The 22,604-nt window shown below is 69.9% G+C and carries 18 protein-coding genes; 17 read left to right on the top strand and 1 reads right to left on the bottom strand.

The genetic code is table 11. The features are described 5' to 3' along the window. Positions 1 to 15: 15 nt before the first annotated feature. The 5 genes from K8638_RS25435 (at position 16) to K8638_RS25415 (ending at position 5,059) form a co-directional block, all read left to right on the top strand. Positions 16 to 528 carry a hypothetical protein gene (locus K8638_RS25435; RefSeq protein WP_223757206.1) on the top strand — a complete coding sequence of 171 codons (513 nt, stop codon included), beginning with the start codon at positions 16 to 18 and terminating at the stop codon, positions 526 to 528. Then, the gene (locus K8638_RS25430) at positions 525 to 1,637 is read left to right on the top strand and encodes a response regulator (protein ID WP_223757205.1); all 1,113 of its coding nucleotides are present in this window, start codon (positions 525 to 527) and stop codon (positions 1,635 to 1,637) included. The genes K8638_RS25435 and K8638_RS25430 overlap by 4 nt, the downstream gene beginning before the upstream one ends. Beyond that, on the top strand, positions 1,634 to 2,002 hold the full coding sequence (locus K8638_RS25425) for a response regulator (protein WP_223757204.1): 369 nt from the start codon (positions 1,634 to 1,636) through the stop codon (positions 2,000 to 2,002). The genes K8638_RS25430 and K8638_RS25425 overlap by 4 nt, the downstream gene beginning before the upstream one ends. Positions 2,003 to 2,103: 101 nt before the next feature. Continuing rightward, positions 2,104 to 4,230 carry a cation:proton antiporter gene (locus K8638_RS25420; RefSeq protein WP_223757203.1) on the top strand — a complete coding sequence of 709 codons (2,127 nt, stop codon included), beginning with the start codon at positions 2,104 to 2,106 and terminating at the stop codon, positions 4,228 to 4,230. A gap of 10 nt (positions 4,231 to 4,240) precedes the next feature. Continuing rightward, positions 4,241 to 5,059, top strand: coding sequence for a helix-turn-helix domain-containing protein (locus K8638_RS25415; protein ID WP_223757202.1), 819 nt, complete (start codon positions 4,241 to 4,243; stop codon positions 5,057 to 5,059). A 3-nt stretch (positions 5,060 to 5,062) separates the two neighbouring features. Here K8638_RS25415 and K8638_RS25410 read toward each other — a convergent pair whose 3' ends face one another. Continuing rightward, positions 5,063 to 5,818 (bottom strand): GNAT family N-acetyltransferase, encoded by a 756-nt coding sequence (locus K8638_RS25410; RefSeq protein WP_223757201.1) that lies wholly within the window; start codon positions 5,816 to 5,818, stop codon positions 5,063 to 5,065. A gap of 69 nt (positions 5,819 to 5,887) precedes the next feature. On the opposite strand from K8638_RS25410, the gene K8638_RS25405 reads away from it, so the two are divergent. The 12 genes from K8638_RS25405 to K8638_RS25350 all read left to right on the top strand — a co-directional run bounded on the left by K8638_RS25405 (position 5,888) and on the right by K8638_RS25350 (position 22,338). Then, entirely contained in the window at positions 5,888 to 6,343 is a 456-nt protein-coding gene (locus tag K8638_RS25405) for a hypothetical protein (protein WP_223757200.1), read from the top strand. A 157-nt stretch (positions 6,344 to 6,500) separates the two neighbouring features. Then, entirely contained in the window at positions 6,501 to 8,954 is a 2,454-nt protein-coding gene (gene gyrB, locus K8638_RS25400) for a DNA topoisomerase (ATP-hydrolyzing) subunit B (RefSeq protein WP_223757199.1), read from the top strand. Positions 8,955 to 9,042: 88 nt separating this feature from the next. Next, positions 9,043 to 10,395 (top strand): AAA family ATPase, encoded by a 1,353-nt coding sequence (locus K8638_RS25395; RefSeq protein WP_223757198.1) that lies wholly within the window; start codon positions 9,043 to 9,045, stop codon positions 10,393 to 10,395. Further along, on the top strand, positions 10,392 to 10,868 hold the full coding sequence (locus K8638_RS25390) for a hypothetical protein (RefSeq protein ID WP_223757197.1): 477 nt from the start codon (positions 10,392 to 10,394) through the stop codon (positions 10,866 to 10,868). The genes K8638_RS25395 and K8638_RS25390 overlap by 4 nt, the downstream gene beginning before the upstream one ends. A 56-nt stretch (positions 10,869 to 10,924) precedes the next feature. After that, a complete protein-coding gene (locus tag K8638_RS25385; protein ID WP_223757196.1) occupies positions 10,925 to 11,845 on the top strand; it encodes a DUF2381 family protein in 921 nt (306 codons plus the stop codon). A 137-nt stretch (positions 11,846 to 11,982) separates the two neighbouring features. Next, positions 11,983 to 12,333, top strand: coding sequence for a hypothetical protein (locus K8638_RS25380; protein ID WP_370644110.1), 351 nt, complete (start codon positions 11,983 to 11,985; stop codon positions 12,331 to 12,333). 85 nt (positions 12,334 to 12,418) lie between these two features. Further along, positions 12,419 to 13,477: a hypothetical protein gene (locus K8638_RS25375; protein WP_223757194.1), complete on the top strand. Its 1,059-nt coding sequence runs from the start codon at positions 12,419 to 12,421 to the stop codon at positions 13,475 to 13,477. 529 nt (positions 13,478 to 14,006) lie between these two features. Continuing rightward, positions 14,007 to 16,481 (top strand): S8 family serine peptidase, encoded by a 2,475-nt coding sequence (locus K8638_RS25370; RefSeq protein WP_223757193.1) that lies wholly within the window; start codon positions 14,007 to 14,009, stop codon positions 16,479 to 16,481. A 35-nt stretch (positions 16,482 to 16,516) separates the two neighbouring features. Further along, positions 16,517 to 17,533, top strand: coding sequence for a VWA domain-containing protein (locus K8638_RS25365; protein ID WP_223757192.1), 1,017 nt, complete (start codon positions 16,517 to 16,519; stop codon positions 17,531 to 17,533). Positions 17,534 to 17,637: 104 nt separating this feature from the next. Further along, positions 17,638 to 20,103, top strand: coding sequence for a hypothetical protein (locus K8638_RS25360; RefSeq protein ID WP_305071190.1), 2,466 nt, complete (start codon positions 17,638 to 17,640; stop codon positions 20,101 to 20,103). Between the two features lie 119 nt (positions 20,104 to 20,222). Beyond that, entirely contained in the window at positions 20,223 to 21,263 is a 1,041-nt protein-coding gene (locus K8638_RS25355) for a DUF1986 domain-containing protein (protein WP_223757191.1), read from the top strand. Between the two features lie 70 nt (positions 21,264 to 21,333). Next, positions 21,334 to 22,338 carry a VWA domain-containing protein gene (locus K8638_RS25350; protein WP_223757190.1) on the top strand — a complete coding sequence of 335 codons (1,005 nt, stop codon included), beginning with the start codon at positions 21,334 to 21,336 and terminating at the stop codon, positions 22,336 to 22,338. The last annotated feature ends 266 nt before the right edge of the window (positions 22,339 to 22,604 follow it).

The following is a 22,604-nucleotide window of genomic DNA, read 5'->3' as shown; positions in this document are numbered from 1 at the left end:
GGATGAGGCGGCGGGATGTTCCAGCAGGGCCTCACGGACATGGGGCTCATCTACCCAGCGGGAGCCCAGGGGCCCGCCCCCTCGCATGTCCTCATCACCGCCAGGCGTGGCCCCGTGGGGCGGATGCACATGTTGGCAGTGCCCGCCGCGCTTCCACCGGACTGCCATCCTCGCCCCAACCTGGATTCTCGACGTTTCCGTTGCCTGCTGCTCCGCTTCGCGCTGCTGACGGGGCGGCTTTTCCGCATGGCCCCCGGTCTGATGTCCCAGGGGGACGCACGGCTGTCGCGCGTGTCGCTGGAGAACCCGCTGGGGAAGGCCTGGAAGTTCACCAGCCAGCGCTCCGGCGCGCGTATCGGGTTTTTCACCGGGTCCCGGAATGGACGCCCCCATTACTGTGTCCGCGATATCGGCGAGGGGTTCGACATGGCGCATGCGGACAAACTCTTCTCCCCGTCCCATCGGCTGTACTGGCTGGTGCTCAGCCAGGGGCCTCCCGCCGGACCTTCCCCGGAAGCCGGGGGATGAAGCCACTGCGGCTGTTGATGGTGCAGACCGCCGAGGAGATGCGCGAGGCGCTCGCCGGCTCCGACCTCGACATCGTCCTCGCCGACTTCTCCCTGCCCCGCTTCACCGCGCTGGAGGCACTGAAGCTGTTGCAAGGGGAGGGGCGGGACATCCCCCTCATCGTCGTGTCCGGCAGCATCGGCGAGGAGGCGGCGGTGGAGGCGATGCGGGCCGGGGCGCGCGACTACTTCGCCAAGGACCGGCTGGCGCGGCTGGGCGCGGCGGTGGAGCGGGAGCTGCGCGAGGCGAAGGCGCGGCGGGAGCGTGCGCGGGGCGAGCTGGGCCGGGAGCTGCTGGCGCTCACCAGCGAGGTGCTCACCGAACCCCTGGATTTGGACGAGCGGCTGAAGCGGCTGGTGCGCATCCCCGTACCCCGGGTGGCGGACTGTTGCTTCATCGCCCTGCACGAGCGGGAGCGCGGCGGCCTGCGGCTGGTGGCGCTGGCGCACACGGCCCCGGCGCTGGAGGCGCGCGCGTGGGAGATGGACCCGCGCTTCCCCCTCTCACCGGAGACGGCGGCCGGGCCGGTGCGGGTGCTGGCAACGGGCGAGCCGGAGCTGGTGGTGGACGTGGCGGCGCACGAGCTGCGCACGCCGCTCACCACGCTGCGGCTGCAGCTGGGCTCCCTGCTCCACCATGCCCACCGCGAGGGGCTGTCCCCGGAGCTGTCGTCGCGGTTGGAGCGCGGCCTGCGGCAGGTGCGGCGGCTGGCGACGCTGGTGGAGGCGCTGCTCGACGTGTCCCGGCTGAGCAGCGGAGAGCTGCACCTGTCCCGGGAGCGCTTCGACCTGGCGGAGCCGGTGGACGTGGAGGTGGCGCGGGTGGGAGTCCTGGGCCGCGTGCGCGTGAGGGACAGGGGCATCGGGATTCCGGAGGACCAGCGCGAGCGCATCTTCGAGCGCTTCGGGAGGGCGGTAAGCTCGCGCTCCTACGGCGGGCTGGGGCTGGGGCTGTACCTGGCGAGGCGCTCCGCGGAGGCGCACGGAGGCCGCGCCTGGGCGGAGACGCCCGAAGGGGGCGGAGCGTGTTTCACCCTGGAGCTGCCGTTGGACATGGAGGCGCGTGAGTGAGCCGGCCGCTGCTGGTGGTGGATGATGACGCGGACCTGCGCGAGGCCCTGGAAGAGGTGCTGCGGGACGCGGGCTACGAGGTGCTGGGCGCCAGCAATGGCAAGCACGCCCTGGAGGTGCTCGGCGCCGCACAGGTGCTGCCCGGGCTGGTGCTGCTGGACATGATGATGCCGGTGCTGGACGGCGGCGGCTTCGCGCGCGCCATGCGCCAGGTGCCCGAGTGGCGCGACATCCCGGTGCTCGTCTTCTCCGCGTCCGCCAACGCCCGGCAGGTGGCGGAGGAGATTGGTGCGTGCGGCCACCTGCGCAAACCGGTGGACGTGGACACGTTGTTGGAATCCGTACGCAAGCACATGGCCCCTTGAGGTCCGGGCGGGCAGGCCCTGCCAGGGAATATCCGCATGCGTTGACGCTTCTCGGACCCGGCTGATAAGTGGTCACTTAACGACCACCGCCGGAGGGATGGATGCACGTCAATGCGCTCACGCTGCTGCTCTTGCAGCTCATCGTCATCGTCGGCGTCTCGCGGCTCATTGGTCGTGGGGCGCGGTGGCTGGGGCAGCCGCTGGTCATCGCCGAGGTGGTGGCGGGAATCGTCCTGGGGCCGTCGCTGCTGGGGTGGCTGGCGCCGGGGGTGATGGGGGCGCTGTTCCCGGCGGAGTCGATGCCGGTGCTGACGATGCTGAGCCAGGTGGGGCTGGTGCTGTTCATGTTCCTCATTGGCCTGGAGCTGGACCCGCGGCTGCTGAAGGGGCGGGGACATGCATCGGTGGCCATCAGCCACACCAGCATCATCGTGCCCTTCGCGCTGGGCGCGGGTGCGGCGGCCCTGTGGCTGTACAAGAGCCTGTCGGACCCGTCGGTGCCCTTCTCCTCGTTCGTGCTCTTCATGGGCGTGGCCATGAGCATCACCGCCTTCCCGGTGCTGGCGCGCATCCTCACGGAGCGGGGGCTGTTGCAGTCGAAGGTGGGCACCGTGGCCATCGCCTGCGCGGCGGTGGACGACGTGACGGCGTGGTGCCTGCTGGCCTTCGTCGTCTCCATCGTCCGCGCGTCCAGTCTGGCGGATGCCGCCCTCACCACGGCGATGGCGCTTGGCTACATCTGCTTCGTGCTGTGGGTGGTTCGGCCCTTCCTGGCGCGGCTGGGGGCCCGGGTGGCCAGCCGCGAGGGGCTGACGCAGAACGTGGTGGCGGGCACGCTGGTGCTGCTGCTGGCGTCGGCGTGGATTACGGAGCTCATCGGCATCCACGCGCTCTTCGGGGCGTTCCTCTTCGGCGCCGTCATCCCCAAGGAGGGCGGGTTGGCGGAGGCGCTGGTGGAGCGGCTGGAGGACGTGGCGGTGGTGCTGCTGCTGCCCATCTTCTTCGCCTTCAGCGGGCTGCGCACCCAGGTGGGGCTCCTGGACAGCGTGGAGGCGTGGGCCACGTGCGGCGTCATCATCCTGCTGGCGTGCCTGGGCAAGTTCGGCGGCAGCGCGGTGGCGGCGCGGCTGACGGGCATGAGCTGGCGCGAGGCGGGCGCGGTGGGTGTGCTGATGAACACGCGCGGGCTGATGGAGCTCATCGTGCTCAACATCGGCCTGGACCTGGGCGTCATCTCCCCGCAGCTCTTCACGATGATGGTGTTGATGGCGCTGGTGACGACGTTCATCACCACGCCGGTGCTGCGCTGGTTCTACCCGACGGAGGAGCAGGCGAAGGACCGGCTCCTCGCGCCCGTGCCGCTGGAGCCGGGCCCGGCGCCCTACAGCGTGCTGATGTGCGTGTCCCACGGGCAGGCGGGGCCGGGCATGGCGTCGCTGGCGCGGGCGCTGGTGGGCGGCGAGCGCGCGCGGCTCCATGCCCTGCACCTGGTGCCGCCCGAGCGCGCGTCGCTGCGGACGGAGGCGGAGCGGAGCCCGCCGGAAGAGAGCGCGCTGGCGCCGCTGCTGGGACGGGCGGAGAAGCTGGGGCTGCCGGTGCGCGCCCTGTCCTTCGTGTCCGCCGAGCCCGCCGCGGACATCGTCCGCACGGCCCAGGCCCGGCGCGCGGACCTGGTGCTGCTGGGCTGGCACAAGCCGCTCTTCAGCCAGACGATGCTGGGCGGCACGGTGCACGAAGTCATGGAGGCGGCGTCCGCCACGGTGGCGGTGCTGGTGGACCGGGGCCTGGTGGACGTGAAGCGCGTGCTGGTGCCCTTCATCGGCAGCCGGCATGACCGGGCGGCGCTGGGGCTGGCGCGGCGCCTGATGCGGCAGTCGGGCGCCGAGGTGACGGTGCTGCACGTGACGTCGGACCAGGGCAGCCACGGGGCGCGGGCCCAGGTGGAGGAACTGTTCCCCGCCGAGGAGGGCGGCGTGCGGCTGAAGGTGGTCCGCCACGACGCGCCGGACGAGGCCGCGCTGGAGGAGGCGCGCCACGGGTATGACCTGGTGGTGGTGGGCGTGGGCGCCGAGTGGGGCCTGGAGGACCGCCTCTTCGGCCTGCACCGCGAGCGCCTCATCCAGGACGCGCCGGCTTCGCTGCTCGTGGTACGTCACCCGGCGCCGGCGGCCGCCGCGGAGGCCACCGAGGACGTGGGCGCACGGCCCGCGCTGTCGGCGAGGAGCTGAGAGGACGGACATGCACCTGGGGGCCACCCTGCGGCTGTTGCGCGTCGATGCGGGCGTGTCCCTGCGGGACATGGCGCGGCGCATCGGCGTGTCGAGCGCGTACCTCAGCCGGGTGGAGCACGGCCTGGACGCGCCGCCCACGCCCGAGCGGCTGGCGGCGATTGCCCGCGAGCTGGACGTGCCGCCCGCGCTGCTGATGGACGTGGCCCACCGGGTGAGCCCGTACGTCGCCGGCTATCTGGAGGAGGTGCCCGGCGCGGGCACGCTCTTCCTGGAGCTGGCCCGGCGGCGGCTGACGGGCGCGCAGCTCGCGCGGGTGCGGGACTTCCTGGACGCGGAGTTCCCCGTGCGCGGCGCGCGGGGCGAGGAGCCCGTGCCGCCGCTGGCGCCGCTCCTGTCCCCGGAGCGGGTGGTGGTGCGGCTGTCCTGCGCGGGCTGGGACGACGTGCTGGACGTGGTGGCCGGGCGCCTGGGCGCGGCGCTTCCGGACGCGGACGCGGAGCAACTGGCGGAGGCGCTGCGGCGGCGCGACGCGGAGGCCTCGTGCGCGGTGGGCGGCGGCGCGGCGGTGCCGCATGCCGCGCTGCCGGGCGCCTCGCCGGTGGCGGCCCTGGTGACGCTGGCGAAGCCGTTGAAGGTGGACACGCCGGACGGGCAGCCGCTGCGGTTGGTGGTGGCGGTGGTGGACGGAGGCCGCGGCAGCACCCGGCTGGTGCGGCTGGCGCATGTGGCGCGGCTCGCCGCCCACGGACTGGCGGAGCGGCTGCTGGATGCGCGGCAGCCGCGAGAGGTGCTGTCGGTGCTGGAGGAGCTGGAGGCGCTGCGCTGACGCTCAGCCGGCGCGGTACGCCCAGCTCACCCAGCCGCCGAGGTCGCGGTAGCCCAGCCGCCGGTACATGCCCACCCCCTGGGGCGTGGCCTGGAGCACGGACGCCGCCATGCCCCGCGCGCGTGCCCCGGCGAGCAGCCCGCGCATGACCTCCGACGCCAGCCCGCGTCCCCGGGCCTCGGGTACGGTGGCCACCATGTACATGCCGGTGGTGTCCCCCAGGTCCATGGCGAAGCCGCAGGCCAGGGCGCGGCCCGCCTCGCGCGCCACCCGCGTGTGCACCGGCAGCCGGGGCGGCCGGTTCCACACCTCCACGGTGCCTCCCCAGTCGCCATATGTCGCCACGTTGACGGCCACCAGGTCCTCCTGGGTGTCCGGGGCCTCCAGCGGAATGGAGGGCGGCACGTCCGGCGCCTCGGCCAGCACCAGGCCCATGGCGTCCGACAGGTGTTCGTCGGGGCGGTAGCCGGCGCCGCCCAGCACCCGCCCGCCCTCGGACTGTCCGGGGAGCACCAGCACGCGCCACGCGGGCACGCCCTGGCCCCGGTAGAAGTCCTCCAGCGCGGGCAGGGCGGAGGCGAGCGCCCCGGCGTCCGTGAAGTAGGCCTGCTGGAAGTGCAGCTCCCGGGGGAGCGCGGGGAGGCAGAAGGCGTCCACCCCGGGCAGGCCCAGGTGGCGCAGCAGTCCCCGCTCCCGCTGGAGGTGCCGGAAGGCGATGACGTGGGCCCTCAGGCGCTCGGTCAGTTCGGCATTCGTCATGGGCGGGCGGAGCGTACGTGCAAAAGCGCGCACCCGTCCTCCAAGGCGGGTAGGGTGCGCGCCACGCTCATGAGTCCGCGTTTCTACGCCTTCGACCCCCGCGCCACGCGCATCGGCCTCTTCCTGGGCGCCTGCGCGCTGGCCGTGCTCACCGCCTGGGCCGTGGCCGGCGCCCGGGCCGGTGAGGGCACCCAGGCCATGGCCCGCGCCGGCGTCTCGGCGGGGCTGATGCTGGCCTTCCTCGTGGCCTTCCACCGGCTGCGGCCACGCTCCGGCTGGGGCGTCACCGTGGACGCGCGCGGCGTCCGCGTGGCCCGTCCCTTCAGCAAGAGCGAGCTGGATTTGCACTGGGGGCAGATTGATTCCGTCCGCCGGCTCGGCCGGAGGGGGAACGTGCTCGGATTGTTCCTCAAGGAGGAGGGAAGGGTGCTCGTTGCCCGGCATCTCTTCGCGCGCCGGGCTGTTTTCGAGGAGTTGATCGCCGCGCTGGAGGAGCGTCTTCCACCGCCGCGTTTCGATGCCTGAACCCCGGGTTTCCGGGAGCGGCCGTCCGAGGGGGCGGCCGAGCGATTTTCATGAGTGTTTACGCAGCCTTGCGATGCCTCACCGGCCTTGTCCGGTGGGGCCTTAGATGGTAGGCACAAGCCTGTTGCAAGGCTCCTTTTCCCAAGGACAGCTTCACATGGAAAAGACCCCCGCTACCGGCCCGGCGGTCGCCCCGCCGCCCGTGGAGTATGGGACTGAAAGCATCACCAAGCTCGAGGGCCGCGAGGCGGTCCGGAAGCGCCCCGGCATGTATATCGGCGACACCATGACCTACGGGCTCCACAAGCTCGTGTACGAGGTCGTGGACAACTCGGTGGACGAGGCGCTGGCCGGCCACTGCACCGACATCGAGGTCGTCATCCACGTGGATGGCTCCCTGAGCGTGCAGGACAACGGCCGTGGCATCCCCGTGGGCCCGCATCCGGACCCCAAGTTCAAGGGCAAGGACACGCTGGAAGTCGTCCTGACGGAGCTGCACGCCGGCAGCAAGTTCGGCAACGGGGCCTACAAGGTCTCCGGCGGCCTGCACGGCGTGGGCGTCACCTGCGTCAACTTCCTCTCCGAGTGGTTCAAGGTCCGCGTCCAGCGCAACGGCAAGGTGTACGAGCACGCCTACGAGCGCGGCATTCCGCTGGCCCCCGTGCAGGAGGTGGGCACCACCGACAAGCGCGGCACGCACATCGCCTTCAAGCCGGACCCCATGGTGATGGAGGTGGTGGACTTCAACTTCGAGACGCTCAGCCAGCGTCTGCGCGAGCTGGCATTCCTCAACGCCGGCCTGCACATCACCGTCCGCGACGAGCGCACGAACAAGGAGCACGACTTCAAGTTCGACGGCGGCATCTCCTCCTTCGTGGAGTACCTCAACAAGTCGAAGGAGGTGCTGCACGACAAGCCCATCTCGTTCAAGACGGAGCGGGAGGGCGTGACGCTCGAAATCGCGATGCAGTGGAATGACGGCTACGACGAGCGCATCTACACCTTCGCGAACAACATCAACACCCACGAGGGTGGCAGCCACCTGTCCGGCTTCAAGGCCGCGCTCACGCGCACGCTGAACAGCTACGCGGAGAAGGGCGGGGTGTGGAAGGACCTGAAGGAGACGCCCACCGGCGAGGACGCCCGCGAGGGCCTGTCCGCGGTCATCTCCGTCAAGCTGCCCAACCCGCAGTTCGAGGGCCAGACGAAGACGAAGCTGGGCAACAGCGAGGTGAAGGGCCTGGTCGAGCAGATGGTGAACGACCAGCTCGCCACCTTCCTGGAGGAGACGCCGCTCGTCGCGAAGAAGGTCGTGGCGAAGATTGGTGACGCCTGCCGGGCCCGCATCGCCGCGCGCAAGGCGCGTGAGACGGTGCGCCGCAAGGGCGTGCTGGACGGTGGCGGCCTGCCGGGCAAGCTCGCGGACTGCCAGAGCCGGGACCCGAACGAGAGCGAGCTCTACATCGTCGAGGGTGACTCCGCAGGTGGCTCCGCGAAGCAGGGACGGGACAGGCGCAACCAGGCCATCCTCCCGCTGCGCGGAAAGATTCTGAACGTCGAGAAGGCGCGCTTCGAGAAGATGCTCACGAGCGCCGAAATCGTGACGCTGATTACCGCGCTGGGCACGGGCATCGGCGCCGAGGACTACGACCCGGAGAAGGCGCGCTACCACCGCATCATCCTGATGACGGACGCCGACGTGGACGGCAGCCACATCCGGACGCTGCTGCTGACGTTCTTCTTCCGCCAGATGCCGGAGTTGCTCCAGAAGGGGTACCTCTACATCGCGCAGCCGCCGCTCTACAAAGTGACGCGCAACAAGAAGGACATGTACGTCAAGGACGAGCGCGCGCTGAACGAGTACCTGCTGCGCACGGCGTCGGAGCACTCGCGGGTGCTGACGCCCGAGGGCGAGCTGGGCGGCTCGGAGCTGAAGGCGCTCTTGGAGAAGGTGATTACGTACGAGGAGCGCCTGGAGAAGCAGGCGAAGCGGCGCGACGCGCGGGTGGTGGACGCGCTGGTGCAGGCGACGCGGGTGTCGGCGGACACGCTGGCGGACGACGCGGCGATGGAGGCGGCGGTGAAGGACGTCTACGCCTACTTCGAGCGCCGGATGCCGGACGTGCTGGGCCGGGTGAGGCACGAGGTGGTGCAGGACCCCGAGCACCAGACGAAGAAGCTGGTGTTCCGCACGGACGTGAATGGCGCCATGCGGGAGACGGTGTTCGACCACGCCTTCCTGTCGTCTCCGGAGTACGTGGAGCTGGCGGCGCTGCGCGACGCCTTCGCGGCGCTGGGCAAGGCGCCCTACAAGGTGAAGGTGGAGGCGGGTGAGCTGAACGCCTTCTCCGTGCAGGAGGTGCTGGCCGCGGTGCGCAAGGACGCGCAGAAGGGGCTGGGACTGCAGCGCTACAAGGGTCTGGGCGAGATGAACCCGGAGCAGCTCTGGGAGACGACCATGAACCCGGCCACGCGCACGCTCCTCCAGGTGCGGGTGGAGGACGCGGTGGAGAGCGACGAAATCTTCTCGCTGCTGATGGGCGAGGCGGTGGAGCCGCGCCGCGAGTTCATCGAGCGCAACGCGCTCGACGTGCAGAACCTGGACATCTGACGTTGTCGTGTCACCGTCCCCTCTCCCTTCGTGGGAGAGGGGGCGTGCGGCCCGCTCGGTAGAATGGGACGGCGCCCCGGAGGCACCGATGCTGGTGGAGTTTGGCGTCCAGGACTTCAAGAGCTTCCGGGAGGCGAGTCTTCCGCTCGCGGAGCTCACGGTCCTCATTGGCGCCAACGCCTCGGGAAAGAGCAACCTGGTCGAGGCACTCCAGGCGTTGTCCTGGTTGGCTCGTGGAAGGCGGCTGCCCGAAATCCTGTATGCGCTGAAGGAGCGGCAGCTCGACGTGCGTGGTCCGCTGACGCGTCTTGCCTATAGGGGTAAGGCGGGGTTCGGTCTGTCCTGCATGGTCCGTGGTGATGCCGCCAGTACGATCAGCCTGGACACGTGGCTTTCTCTTCACGAGGACGGCCTGCACATTTTCAGCGAGTCGGCATACGAGAACATAAGCTCGCAGCCAACGCCCCTTGAATCCGAGCAGTCGGTCCTCCTGTATGTAACGGGAACGTATGGGGCGAAGGACTACGAGCCGAACCGATACAGCACGGACGTGCCTGTGGTCTACCCGCGCAACGATGGCTCACACGCGGTTCTCGTCTGCTCGGACCACCAGGCCATCTTCACCCAACTGACAACACCCGCGCGGTTCGGGAGTGGCGACACCGAAGCTCAGCAACGCATTCCCCAGGCAACGAAACTGCTCCAGTCGACGCTGGAATCCATCCTGTTCCTGGATCCGCAGCCGCGCAGGATGCGCGAGTACAGCTTCACGGTGGACCGGGTACTCCAGGGAGACGGCTACAACCTGTCCGCCGTCCTGTATGACCTCTGTGAGAGGCAGCAGCGCAAGGCCGAAGTGCTGGACTTCGTGCGCGCCCTGCCCGAGCAGGACATTCTCGATGTGACCTTCCTCAAGACGCCGCGCGAGGAGGTCATGGTCCAGCTCTCTGAAAGTTTTGGAGGTGAGGCCCGGACGTACGAAGCGGCGCTGCTCTCCGATGGTACGCTGCGCGTGCTTTCTGTGGCGGCGGCCCTGCTCTCCATGCCCGAGGGCGCGCTCGTGGTCATCGAGGAGATCGACAACGGCGTACACCCCACGCGGGCCAAACTGCTGCTCGACAACATCCAGCGTGTCGCCCGTGCCCGGAAGCTGCGCGTGCTCCTCACGACGCACAACCCGGCCCTGCTCGACGCCATCCCCACCGATGCCATCCCCGACGTGGTGGCCTGCTACCGCGACCCCAAGGAGGGGGACAGCCGCCTGATGCCGCTGCGGGACCTGCCCGACTACCCGGAGTTGGTGGCACAGGGGCCCGTGGGACAGCTCGTCACTCGCGGCATCCTGGAGCGCTACCTCAAGCATCCGAAGACGCCCGAGGAGAAGGCGGCTCAAGCGCGGAAGGTGTTGGAGATGCTCCAGACTCCGCCGAGCGAGTCGTGACCATCTGCATCGTCGACACGAGCATCTTCTGCAACCTGCTCGCCGTGCCCAAACGGTGCCGGCAGCGTGAAGCGGTGCTCAAGCAGTATCAGGAGAAGACAGAGGCGGGAGAAACCCTGCTGCTGCCGATGACCACCATCCTGGAAACGGGCAACCACATCGGTCAGAACGGTGATGGCAGGCAGCGCCGACACGCCGCGAAGCAGTTCACCGAGCAGGTCAGGCTCGCGCTGGACGGTCAGTCGCCCTTCATCCCCACGCGCTTCCTCACGCGGGAGTCTCTGGCGAGGTGGCTGGACGAGTTCCCGAACTGGACCCTGCGGAGCGACTCCAAGGGGAAGGGCAGCGGGCTCGGGGACCTGTCCATCGTGAAGGACTTCGAGCAGCAGTGCGAGCTGTACCGTGGCCACCGTGTCTACATCTGGTCGCTCGATGAGCACCTGGCCCGCTATGACCGTGCGCCCACGCTGTGAGGCCGCACCCTGGGGTTGGTCCGGCTGAACCCCTCCTGGTAGGTTCTCAAACCATCATGAGGAAGACCCTATCCGCTGGGTGTGCACTGCTGCTCCTCCTTGGGACGAGCGTGGCGGTCGCCGGGGAACGAGATGCCGTCGTTCGGAACATCTACCTCTCGGACCACCCCAGGGACACTGCATCCCCGGTATATGTCCGGGGCCAGGTGGCGACCGTGCTGCGTTTCGAGAAGGCCTGTGACCCCCAGGCCACGAAGTTGCTGGGCTGGGAAGGCCGCTTCGAGCCGCCAGTCATCGGGGGCAGGTCGGTGCTCCTGCTGCCGCTCCAGGACCTGGAACCCGAAGACCGCCTCCCGCTCCGGGTGATGCTCACGGATGGAACGGAGGTTCCGTTCATCGTGACCGCGCGAGACGGACTGGGGGACCAGCAGGTCAATGTGTTCCCCGACCGCAAGAGCACCCTGGCCGTGCATGCGGCCCTGACCGATGCGCTCAATCGGGAGCGAGCGCTCAGGAGGGAGAACGACCGGTATCGCAAGGAAGAGACCTCCGCTGACCACGCGCTGGCGGCGCTGCTGGCCAGTGGTTCGACCCAGCAGACTCCGTTCATCGAGCGCCAGAAGTGGGTGCTCAGGGACGGCGAGATGGAAATGGTCGTCCGGGTCTATGCGGGCAAAGCCAAGGCCGCGGTCGTCTTCCACATCACGAACCCGAAGTCAGAGCGGCCGTGGAGCCTCATGGAGGCTCGCTTGTCGACAGCATCCTCCGGCGAAGCGAGGCCGTTCGCCCTGCGCATGGACCAGGATTCAATTGCCCCCGGCGCATCGGGCCGTCTTGCTGTGGTCGCGGACAGGAGTGCTTTCAAGTCGGGGGACGGCTTCGACAACCTCGAACTGGAGCTCTTCCGGCATGACGGGCTTCGGCATGCCTACGTTCTGCTGGATCACCGCCTCGCGCGTGAGCTAAAGCGGCGGTGATGCGCCCAACCCGAGCACGACGACTACGATGTGTGGTCCTGCTCCTTGTGACCACGGGCTGCGCTTCTTCCGGCGTCTCCCTCAGGCCTGACGGAACTCCAGGGCCGCAGGAGTGCTCGGAGGAGGCGCTGAAGACGATGCGCATCCTCCGGATGCGGGTGAGCGACTCCGCGGACGTGGAACTGGACGCAAATCAGATCGACGCACGGCCCATCACGCTCTACGACGGCCCGGTGGAGAGCTTCCTGGACAGCCCGCTCGGGACGCTGAACCCGGGGACACGGCTGTACGGCCGTGTCTGGACGGGCGGTCCCCAGGTGGTCGTCCGCTACTACGAGGCCCATCCGCCTGACGGCGACGTCGTGCCCATCTGCGCGGTCGCCCGGCTCGGGAAGGGCCAACTCCGCAAGCGCCCCGACTCGAAGCCTGGGACCGCCATCCTCGACTACTCGGGAGCCTCGGTCTTCGTGGTCAACGCGTTCCGGTAGTCTCCGGCATATAGTCCGCATTGCGGAATATCTCGTTTGCGGGTAATTGGGAGCGACTCCTCGTTCCCGCATCCCAGGGGGCATCGTGTCCCTGCTCGCTACCCGTCTGTCCCGTCCACGCGGAGGGGCCCTGCTCCTCGCCACCGTGCTCGCCGTGCTCGGCTTTGTGCCCGAGGCCTCGGCCGGCTCGCGGTTCGAGTTCGACGCTCCGGTCAACATGGCCCTGGACCGCTCCTACGTCTTCTACTCGCCGAGCCGCATCCGGCGGGCGGGGGAGGCGGAGCCCTCGGGGCTCGTCTTCGAGGCGCAGGTGGCGCCCAACCTCTTCTTCCCGCAGCTCCACGTGGGAGAGGTGGCCCCGGGGCTGGGCGAGTACATCTTCAGCGCGGTGCTCACGCCGCACATCCGCCTGCGGATGCTGGCGCAGGAGTCGAGCCCCGTCATCCCTCCCTCCTTCATGCCCAAGCTGACGCTCCAGGCCGCACGGCTCTGGACGCCACGGGGGGAAGGGGAGGGAGCGCCCACGTCGTTCGGCCTCGCGCTGGTCAACGTCGTGGTGGGCCACTACTCCAACGGGCAGGCGGGCTGTTTCTACGCCAACCAGTCGCGAGGGGAGTCCGGCTGCGTCCCCACCGAAGGCGCGCTGCCGCTCAACGAGCTGTCGGGCGACTTCTCCACCAACTTCCTCCGCGTGGAGGGCCACGCGCGCTACCTCACCCATATCGACGTGCGGCGGCGCTCCGCCTGGGGCTTCGGCGCCAGCGCCTTCATCGAGCGCAACACCTCGCTGGCCTTCGGCGGCATCACCTCCGAGATGCGCGAGGTGTACGGCGACGGGCACTTCGGCCTGGGCGCGGCGGTGGAGCACTTCTGGTTCGAGCACCGCTTCCGCGCCGAGGGGCACCTCAGCCGTCCCTACGGCGAGAGCCCACGCCAGCCCTGGACGCTGAGCCTGGAGGCCGCCGCGCTCCCTCGTTGGGGCGCGGGCTTCGGCGGCTTCGTGCGCTACGTGCGGGGCCAGGACTACTACAACGTGCTCTTCCTCCAGCGCGTGAGCCTCGTGCAGGTCGGCCTCATCTTCGAGCTGGGGCCCGGACTGCGCGCCCAGGAGGGGCTCACCTCGCAGTTCTTGAATCCCCAGTGAGCCGTGCTCGCGCCGGCCGCGAAGCCCGACAGCGGCTCCTGTCGGGCACCCGCGCCCGCCGATGAAGTCGAAGCACCGAGGTCGTGTCCCGGTGTGAGCGCCAGCTCCCGGGCGGCCTTCATCAGCACTTCCCTCCCACAAGCATGCGGCTCGCGCATTGGGCGGCTCCGTGGAAACCACTACCGCGCGCGAAAGTCTCACTGCGTCGTGTCAGCGGCTAGGGGATACCCGCTAAGCCCGCCGGGGTCATTGTGAGGAATTGGCGCCGCCGGGTGGGAAAACAACGCTGTTGATGAAACATGGTTGCATCAGTTGACAGATAAAACATGTCTGACTTACAGATGCTCCCGGCTTTCCACCTGATTGTCAGAGTCTTCCGGTATCAGGGAATGCAGTAGCGCGGAGAAAGCCACGGGCTGCACGCGAGCACTGGCTCGGCGGTGGCGGTTGCCGGTGACACGGGTGCGGTAAGGGGCGGCGCGTCGTCGACGGACGCGCACTGGCACTCAACATCTAGGAGCACCGACACATGCGAAAGCTGTCTTCGTGGCCCACGGGCGGAGTGCGTCCGCTGCGGGCCCTGGTGGTGGGTTGTGCCTTCGTTGCCCCTCTGTCCGCCGTCGCGGGCCCGTCCGACGCGGCGAAGCCGCCGGTCTCGACGCGCGGCGTCTCGCTGCCCCCGGCGGTGCTCGTCACCGGTGCCCAGGGTGCCGCCGCGGGTGAGGCCAGTGGATACTCGCTCGTGACACCCGCCGGGTTGGTGTTTCACCGCACCGCCATGCCTGTCTCGGCGCTGCGCTCCATCCAGGTTCCCGACACGGCCATCCAACTTCATACGTGGCAGGAATTGCAGCCCAATGGCATGCAACAGGCCTACACCGCGTATACACGCGGCGGCACGGAGTTGCTCGGCCGTGTAAGGGATACCCGCTACCTGGTCCGCCTGGACGCCGCGCAGTTCGACCCGCTCCAGGGTACGCAGCCGCTGTCGGCCAGCCTGCTCGCCGCGGACCTGGACAACACCCTGCACCTGGTGCAGTTCCTCGGCACCCCGCTGCCGGAGTTCCGCGAGGCCATCGAGCGCGAGGGCGGCAAGGTGCTGCGCTTCCTCACGGACCACACCTTCGTGGTGGACATGGGCGCGGACGCGCGCAAGCGCGTGGCGGACCTGCCCTACGTGCGCTGGGTGGGGCCCTACCACCCCGAGTACCGGCTGGAGCGCGAGCTGCGGGACGCCCTGGCGGGGCTGGCGCCGGAGCTGGCGCCGCAGCGCTACTCCATCATGGTGGGAGAGCGCGGCGCCGGGCGGCAGGGGCAGGTGGTGGGCCTGGTGCGGCGGCTGGGCGGCACCGTGGAGCTCATCGAGCCGGGCGGCTGGCGCGTGGAGGCCACGCTCACCGCGGACCAGCTCCGCGAGGTGGCGCGCTCCAACACGGTGCAGTTCATCGACCGGTGGGGTGGCCCCGGTGGCGTGGACATGGACATCGTCCGTGACTTGGGCGGCGCCAACTACCTGGAGGGGCTGAAGGGCTGGACGGGCCAGGGCGTGCGCGGAGAAATCTTCGACACCGAGCTGCTCACCACGCACCAGGAGTGGTCCACCGCGCCCATCATCCACAGCACGGGCACCACGGGCGGCCTCCACGGCACGTCCTGCTACAGCAACAACTTCGCCCGGGGCGTGGACGCGGCCGCGCGCGGCATGATTCCCAGCGGCCAGGGCATCTTCTTCCGCTACAGCGAGTCCACCCAGTTCGGCGGCACCAAGTCCCGCTACGACATCAACCGGGAGCTCATCGACCCGGCCGGGCCCTACCGCGCGGTGTTCCAGACCTCCAGCGTGGGCAGCGCCCAGGGGACGGCCTACACCACCATCACCGCCGAGGTGGACGACTACCTCTTCCAGTACCCCATCCTCAGCACGCAGTCGCAGAGCAACCTGGGCAACCGGAACTCCCGCCCGCAGGCGTGGGCGAAGAACATCGTCTCCGTGGGGGCCTTCCAGCACCAGAACACCGCGAACCGCGCGGATGACCGCTGGAACTTCACCGGCAGCATCGGCCCGGCGGCGGACGGCCGCATCAAGCCGGACCTGTCCTACTTCTACGACTCCATCCGCTCGGCCTCCGGCGGCGGCACCACCAGCTACACCCAGTTCGGCGGCACCAGCTCCGCCACGCCGCAGACGGCGGGCCACTTCGGCCTGCTCTTCCAGATGTGGCACGAGAGCGTGTGGAGCGGCTTCGGCGGCAAGGTGGACGTGTTCGCCAGCCGCCCGCAGATGGCCACCGCCAAGGCGCTGATGATCAACAACGCCCACCGCTACAACTGGCTGGCCGGCGGCTCCAACGCGGACATCGACCGCTTCAAGCAGGGCTGGGGCACCGCCGACATCCGGCGCGGCTACGACCGCGCCCCCAAGACGAGCGTCATCGACGAGACGGACCTCCTCGCCCCGCTGGGCGTCAAGAAGTACGACGTCACCGTGCTGACCGGCGAGACGGAGCTGAACGTCACGCTCGTCTACACCGACCCCATGGGCACCGTCGGCGCGGCGCAGGCGCGCATCAATGACTTGTCGCTCCGCGTGACGGACCCCAACGGAGTCGTCTACTGGGGCAACAACGGCCTGACGGCGGGCAACTTCTCCACGCCGGGTGGCACGTCCAACACCATCGACACGGTGGAGAACGTGTTCATCCAGAACCCCGTGGCCGGCAAGTGGAAGGTGGAGGTGCTGGGTGACGAAATCATCCAGGACTCCCACGTGGAGACGACCGCGCTGGACGCGGACTACGGCCTGGTGGTCAGCGGCGGCGTCATCGTGGTGGGCGACGTCAACGGCAACGGCTGCGTGAATGCCGACGACATCAACCTCATCACCGCGGCCATCGGCCAGACGGTGCCTCCCGCGGACCCCGCGCTCGACCTCAACGGTGACGCCGTCATCAACGTCTACGACCGCAACATCGCCCTGCAGAACTACGGCAAGGGCTGCCCGTAGCACCCACACCCCACCTCAACCAGGAACAACCGCATATGAGCATCGCATCCCAGCGACGTTTCCTCTCCCGGACCGCCGTGGCGCTCGCCTGTGCCGGCGGCCTGTACTCCAGCGCGGCGATGGCGGACGAGCACGTCCTCATCCTCCTCGACGTGACGGGCAGCATGTCCTTGACGTCCGTGCCCGGGAAGACGCGCCTCCAGGTGGCCAAGGACAACATCAACAACTTCCTCGACACCGTGGCCCCCACGACCCGGAAGTATGCGTTCTGGAAGTTCTCCGGGACGGCCGCCACGCCCGTCTACAACTTCAGCGACAACAAGACGGCGGCGGAAATCAAGGCGGCGGTCAACGCGGCGGTCGCGGGCGGCAACACCCCGCTGGCCCACTCCGTCTGCGCGGGCATCGACCACCTGCTGGCCTTCCTCCCCACCCAGCTCCACACCAAGCGCGTGTACCTGGCCACGGACGGCGAGGAGAACACCACGCCCACCACGGACCAGTGCTACGGCCCGTACAGCGTGAACGCCTACCCCAACCTGGACAGCGGGAGCTGGCAGTGGAAGGTCCGCAACAAGGCCTGCACCGGCCTCGCCAATGAGCCCGGCCCCTGCGGCGTCCTCCCCCCTCCGTACCCGGCGGGGCTGACGATGATTGTCGACATCGACCACCTCTTCACCGACACCGTGCCCTTCGACAATGCCGCGCGCTCCGAGGGCGTCGAGGACGGCGAGCTGGACACGGGCCTCACGGCGACCGCGTCGCTGAACGCCGACGCCAGCTTCTTCCAGGGCGTCTCCCAGGAGACGAAGGGGCGCTACGTGGCCATCACCCCGTCCACGCCTCCGGCCCAGGCGACGCCGCTGCCCGGCGACGCCAACCTGGATGGCTGCGTGAATGTCACGGACCGCTCGCTGGTGCTGAGCCTGTACGGAAAGACGGTACAGGCCGGTACGCCGTCCGACTTCAACCGCAACCTGGTGGTCGACTCCTACGACTACCAGACGGTGTTGAACAACTACGGCCGCGGCTGCACCGCCACGGTGAAGTAGCTCCGTAGCATGTGCCGGGCGTGGCTTCGTTCCACGCCCGGCGGTCTCATCCGCCCAGGCGGGCTCCGGTGGTGCCGGCACCGGAGCCCAGGAAGGACCCTGCCATGTTGCTCCCAGGCTGGTCGCGAGTGCCGGGATGTCTCCTGGTCGCGATGCTCATGGCGTGCGCCGGCGATGCTCCGGGCGTGCCGCCCGGCGATGCCTCCACCGATGACGCGGGAGTCGTGGACGCGGGCGAGCCGGACGCCGGGGACCCGGACGCGGGCGAGCCCGATGCCGGGGTGCCGGACGGCGGTTTCCCGGAGCCCGACGCGGGAGCGTGTCATGACGGCGACCCCTGCACGGCGGAGCGGCTCGACGAGTCCGGCCACTGCGTCTACCCCGCCGCGCCGGACGGCACCGGCTGTGATGACGGCCAGTCGTGTACGTCGGGGGACCGCTGTGTGAGCGGCGCGTGCCGGGGCGAGCCCCTCTCACGTCCCGCCGCGACGTTCGGCACGGTGTGGAGCCACGGCTCGGCGCCGGTGGAGCAGGGCGGTCCACCGCTGGAGGGGCTGGCGGAGTCCGTGTCGGACGACCGCATCCTGTTTGGCGAACCCCTGGGCGGCAGCGCGCTGTCGGTGTCCCTGGTGCGAGTGGGCCCGGATGGGCTGACGCGGCTGGACCAGCGTGTCCTGGACCTGTACGTCGAGCGCCTGCTGGGGAGCTGGGACTGGTCGGACCGCTTCACCACCTTCTTCGTGCCCCTGGGGCCGGACCGCGTCGTCATCGTGGGGACGCGGCAGCGCCTGGAGTTGCTGGGGCTGGAGGGGGACCGCCTCACCTCGCTGTCGCGGTACGCGCTCCACCCCGCCAGCGACAGCATCGTCTCGGGCGCGGGGCGGGGAGACCGCTTCTGGACGTGCGCCGGCTTCGTGGTGACGGCCTGGCGTGTCGGGGCGGACAACGCGCTGAGCGAGGACACCGGGCACGCCTTCCAGCTCCCCGGGGGCACCTGCCGCTCGCTGGCCCTGTCCCCGGACGGCAACACGCTGTGGGCCGCGACCTCGCTGGGCCTCGTGCCGGTGGACGTGTCCTCATCTTCGGGCCCGGTCGTCCGTCCGGCCTTCTTCGCGTCGCAGGCCTTCTTCCACGTGCAGGCCCGGGGCGCGTTCGTCGTGGCGCACGAGCTGCTCCGCTACGGCGAGCTGGGCCGCATCTTCGTGTATCGCGCCGCGGACCTGTCCGGTGGAGGGACACCCTCGCCGGTGGCGACCTTCGCGCCGCAGGAGGGCGCCGGGCGCTGGGAGCGTCCCCTGGGCTTCGTGCTGTTCGACGGTGAGCTGCTGGTGGAGTGGTTCCGCCTGGGGGGCACGTTGCGCTCGTACACGGTGGAGCGGCACACCCTGACGGCGGGGGGCGTCTCACCGGTGGTGGGCAGCATCCCCCTGCGCCAGGGCGAGGAGGTGGGGCTGCACCTCTCCCCGCTGTTGCTCACCGGCGCGGGACGGCACGCCGTGACGCAGCCGTGGCGCCGCGTGCTCACGCTGGAGGACTCCGGCGCGATGCGCTTCCGGACCGGTCTCCACCATGGCGCCCTGGAGCGCGTGCGTGCCGCCCCGGACGGAACCATTCAGGCGGTGGGGCCCTTCGAGTCCCACCGCGTGGACGTCTCGGCTCCCGAGCAGCCCGTGCTCGTCACCGGCGGCATGCTGCTCCCGGCGGACACCCGGCGGCTGCGGCTCGCGCCGCCTGTCTCGGGACAGGGCCCCCTGGAGCTGGTGACGCTGCCCGCGCGCGGCTCCAACGTGCACCAGGAGGACGGCACCGCGGTGCTGAGCTGCCTGCGCCCTGGCGCCGGAGCGCTGCTGGAGCCGGCCGGCCACGTGAGTGTCGCGGGAGGCCCGGCGGCCCTGGCCTCCTCGGAGGGGCAGCTCTTCCAGGTGTCGCCCGCGTCGCAGGGCGGCTACCGGCTGCGGCGCTTCACGCTGCCCGCCACCTGCACGGGCGCCGTGCTCTCGCCCGCGACCGAGCGGACCTTCACGCTGGAGGGTGGCGCGGGGACGCGCACGGACTGGGCCTTCGCGGTGGATGGGGAGCGCTCGGAAGTGCTGCTGGGTGAGGTCCGCTTCGAGGACCCCGCGAAGCCCGCGCGGCTGTCCCTGCGCTGGTCCTCCTGGACGGGCGAGGACGCGGCCACCGGCGTGCTGTCGGGGACGACGGACCAGTTCACCGCCATCGCGCTCGCGAAGGGGCTCGCCCTGGTCATCGAGAACGGCCGGCAGGTCCACCTGCTGGAGCGCCAGGGCACTCGCATCGTCACCCGGAAGCACGTGGACCTGTCCCAGCTCCCCACGCCCCTGGACGTCCGGCGCATCCTCGCCTTCGACGGCACCGTGGCGTACCTCGCCCTCGCGACCGCGCCCTTCGGGGTCATCGCCCTCGGCGCGGATGACCTCTCCGTGCTCGCGCGCTACCCCACCCCCAGCGCCGTGCGCTCGCTCGTGTTCTCCGGCGAGTGGCTCGTGCTGGGCATGAACGACGCACTCACCGTGGCCACGCCGGCCTGTGGAGGAAGTCCGGCCCGGTAGCGCTCGGGCCCTTCGAGCAGTCCTCGCATCGAGCCCGTCCTGAACGCCCGGGTCCCTCCCGAGGTGAGCGCGAGACGTGTGTCCGCCGTTGCAGCGAACAACCCAAGAAGGAGCGCCACATGAAGACGGAGTCCGTGGAAGCGAGCAGGTCGCGCCTGTCGTCCGGGGGCGTGCTGCTGTGTCTGGCCCTGGTGGTGCCGCAGGCGGGATGTCTGTCCTCGGAGGTGGAGGAGGTGGCCGTGGAGCCCACGGCCTCCATGGCGTCGGAAATCATCGGCGGCACGGTGGCCGACGTGGGCGAGTACCCGTGGCAGGCGCAGCTCTCCGTGCCGGGGTACTCGCACTATTGCGGTGGCTCGCTCATCGACAGTGACTGGGTGCTCACCGCGGCCCACTGCGTGGAGGGGCTCAGCGCGGGGAGCTTCACCGTCCGCCTGGGGCTGCACCAGCGCTCCGCGCCGGACAGCTACGTGCAGACGCGGGGCGTCCGCCGTGTCGTGAGGCACCCGTCCTACAACTCCTGGACGCTGGAGAACGACGTCGCGCTGCTCGAGCTGTCCACGCCCGTGACGTACACGCCGCGCGTGCAGCCCATCGCCCTGCGCGAGACGGACGCCGCGGTGGGGGCCACCGCGCGCGTGAGCGGCTGGGGCAACACCTCTCCGGGGAGCGGTGCGTCTGACCTGCTGATGGAGACGCTGCTGCCGGTGCAGGACACCGCCACGTGCAACAGCGCGGGCACGCTGCCGGCGACGGTGCGCGACAGCATGGTGTGCGCGGGCTACCTCAACGGCACCTCCGGCGGCTGCCATGGTGACAGCGGCGGGCCGCTGGTCGTGGAGAGCGGCCGGTTCAGCGGCGGCTGGGAGCAGATTGGCATCGTGAGCTGGGGCGTGGGCGGCAGCTGCAGCAGCTACACCGTCTTCGCGCGCGTGAGCCGCTTCGTGCAGTGGATTCGCGGCTACACCGGCCCCGTCTCCGTCTTCGGGGACGTCAACGCGGACGGCTGTGTGAATGACACGGACCTGAACCAGGTCACCGCGGCCTATGGCCAGACGGTGCCGCCCGCCGACCCCGCGCTCGACCTGACGCGCGACGGCGTCATCAACATCCAGGACCGCCTCATCGTCCTCCAGAACTACGGGCAGGGTTGTCCGTAGCCCCGCCGTAGGCAGTGAGCGAAGCGAAGTCGAAGCAGTGCATGAGCAGCCAATCCATGGGGGTATCCACATGAAGACCGTGTTTCAGAAGCTGTTTCCTCGGGCGGCGATGGGCGTGGCGTGCGCGGCGGCCTTGACCTCCGGTGTGGCGAGCGCGGATGAGCACGTGCTCGTCCTGCTCGACCGGACCGGCAGCATGCAGCTCGAGTCGGTGCCCGGGAAGACGCGCTTCCAGGTCGCCAAGGAGCGCATCAACGCCTTCCTGGACATCGTTCCGCCCCAGCCGACGAAGTATGCCTTCTGGACCTTCGAGGGCTCGAGCTACACCCAGGTCTACAGCTTCACCCAGAACAAGACGGCGGCGGAGGTCAAGGCGGCGGTGAACGCGGCCACGCTGGGCGGCGTCACGCCGCTGGCCCACTCCGTGTGCGCCGCGGTGGACGCGCTCATCAACTACCTGCCCAACGAGTTCCACTCCAAGCGCATCTACATGGCGACGGACGGCGAGGAGAACAACACGCCGACCACCGACCAGTGCTACGGCCCCAGCAGCGCGAATCCCTATCCCTCGCTGGATACGAACAGCTGGCAGTGGAAGGTGCGCAACAAGGCGTGCACGGGCAGCGCGAACGCCCCGGGGCCCTGCTCCGGCGGCATCCCTCCCGCGGGCCTGACGCTCATCGTGGACATCGACCACCTCTATGACTTCGTCCCGTTCCAGGCCGACCTGGTCACCGAGGACGCGGAGGACCCCCGCGCCCGCAGTGGCTTCGCCGCGGCCACGCTGGCGAACAACGACGCCGCGTTCTTCGGCGGGCTGAGCAACGAGACGAACGGCCGCTACGCGGGCATCACCCCGTCGACGCCGCCCGCCCAGGCCACGCCGGTACCGGGTGATGCCACCGGTGACGGCTGCGTCAACGTCGCGGACCGCTCGGCCGTGCTCGCGCAGTACGGCCAGACGGTGCCCGCCGGGACGCCGACGGACTTCAACCGCGACCGCATCGTGAACATCTACGACCACAACACGGTGCTCCAGAACTACGGCCGCGGCTGCACGACGACCGTGAAGTAGGCCGAGGTGCCGCACCGCGGTCCGGGCAGGGCCGCCTTGGTCCGGACCGCGGGTGTGCTTCGGAAGTGTTGCGCCGTGGCCCGGGCATGTCGGCTTCTTCCCGGGCCGCGGGTGTGCTTCGCAGGTGTTGCGCCACGGCTCATGCAGGGCTGCCTGTAGCCGGGCCGCGGGTGTGCTTCGCAGGTGTTGCGCCGCGGCTCATGCAGGGCTGCCTGTAGCCGGGCCGCGGGTGTGCTTCGCAGGTGATGCGCCGCGGCTCATGCAGG

The organism is Myxococcus sp. RHSTA-1-4 (genome assembly GCF_020037125.1).
Classification (GTDB): domain Bacteria; phylum Myxococcota; class Myxococcia; order Myxococcales; family Myxococcaceae; genus Myxococcus.
This window is presented reverse-complemented; position numbering and strand designations above follow the sequence as displayed.

Excerpts from the sequence above, each read along its gene's own strand:
- K8638_RS25435 (WP_223757206.1), top strand. The coding sequence starts at position 16 with ATGTTCCAGCAGGGCCTCACGGACATGGGGCTCATCTACCCAGCGGGA.
- K8638_RS25430 (WP_223757205.1), top strand. The coding sequence starts at position 525 with ATGAAGCCACTGCGGCTGTTGATGGTGCAGACCGCCGAGGAGATGCGC.
- K8638_RS25420 (WP_223757203.1), top strand. The coding sequence starts at position 2,104 with ATGCACGTCAATGCGCTCACGCTGCTGCTCTTGCAGCTCATCGTCATC.
- K8638_RS25415 (WP_223757202.1), top strand. The coding sequence starts at position 4,241 with ATGCACCTGGGGGCCACCCTGCGGCTGTTGCGCGTCGATGCGGGCGTG.
- K8638_RS25410 (WP_223757201.1), bottom strand. The coding sequence starts at position 5,818 with ATGACGAATGCCGAACTGACCGAGCGCCTGAGGGCCCACGTCATCGCC.
- K8638_RS25405 (WP_223757200.1), top strand. The coding sequence starts at position 5,888 with ATGAGTCCGCGTTTCTACGCCTTCGACCCCCGCGCCACGCGCATCGGC.
- gyrB (WP_223757199.1), top strand. The coding sequence starts at position 6,501 with ATGGAAAAGACCCCCGCTACCGGCCCGGCGGTCGCCCCGCCGCCCGTG.
- K8638_RS25395 (WP_223757198.1), top strand. The coding sequence starts at position 9,043 with ATGCTGGTGGAGTTTGGCGTCCAGGACTTCAAGAGCTTCCGGGAGGCG.
- K8638_RS25385 (WP_223757196.1), top strand. The coding sequence starts at position 10,925 with ATGAGGAAGACCCTATCCGCTGGGTGTGCACTGCTGCTCCTCCTTGGG.
- K8638_RS25380 (WP_370644110.1), top strand. The coding sequence starts at position 11,983 with ATGCGCATCCTCCGGATGCGGGTGAGCGACTCCGCGGACGTGGAACTG.
- K8638_RS25370 (WP_223757193.1), top strand. The coding sequence starts at position 14,007 with ATGCGAAAGCTGTCTTCGTGGCCCACGGGCGGAGTGCGTCCGCTGCGG.
- K8638_RS25365 (WP_223757192.1), top strand. The coding sequence starts at position 16,517 with ATGAGCATCGCATCCCAGCGACGTTTCCTCTCCCGGACCGCCGTGGCG.
- K8638_RS25360 (WP_305071190.1), top strand. The coding sequence starts at position 17,638 with ATGTTGCTCCCAGGCTGGTCGCGAGTGCCGGGATGTCTCCTGGTCGCG.
- K8638_RS25355 (WP_223757191.1), top strand. The coding sequence starts at position 20,223 with ATGAAGACGGAGTCCGTGGAAGCGAGCAGGTCGCGCCTGTCGTCCGGG.
- K8638_RS25350 (WP_223757190.1), top strand. The coding sequence starts at position 21,334 with ATGAAGACCGTGTTTCAGAAGCTGTTTCCTCGGGCGGCGATGGGCGTG.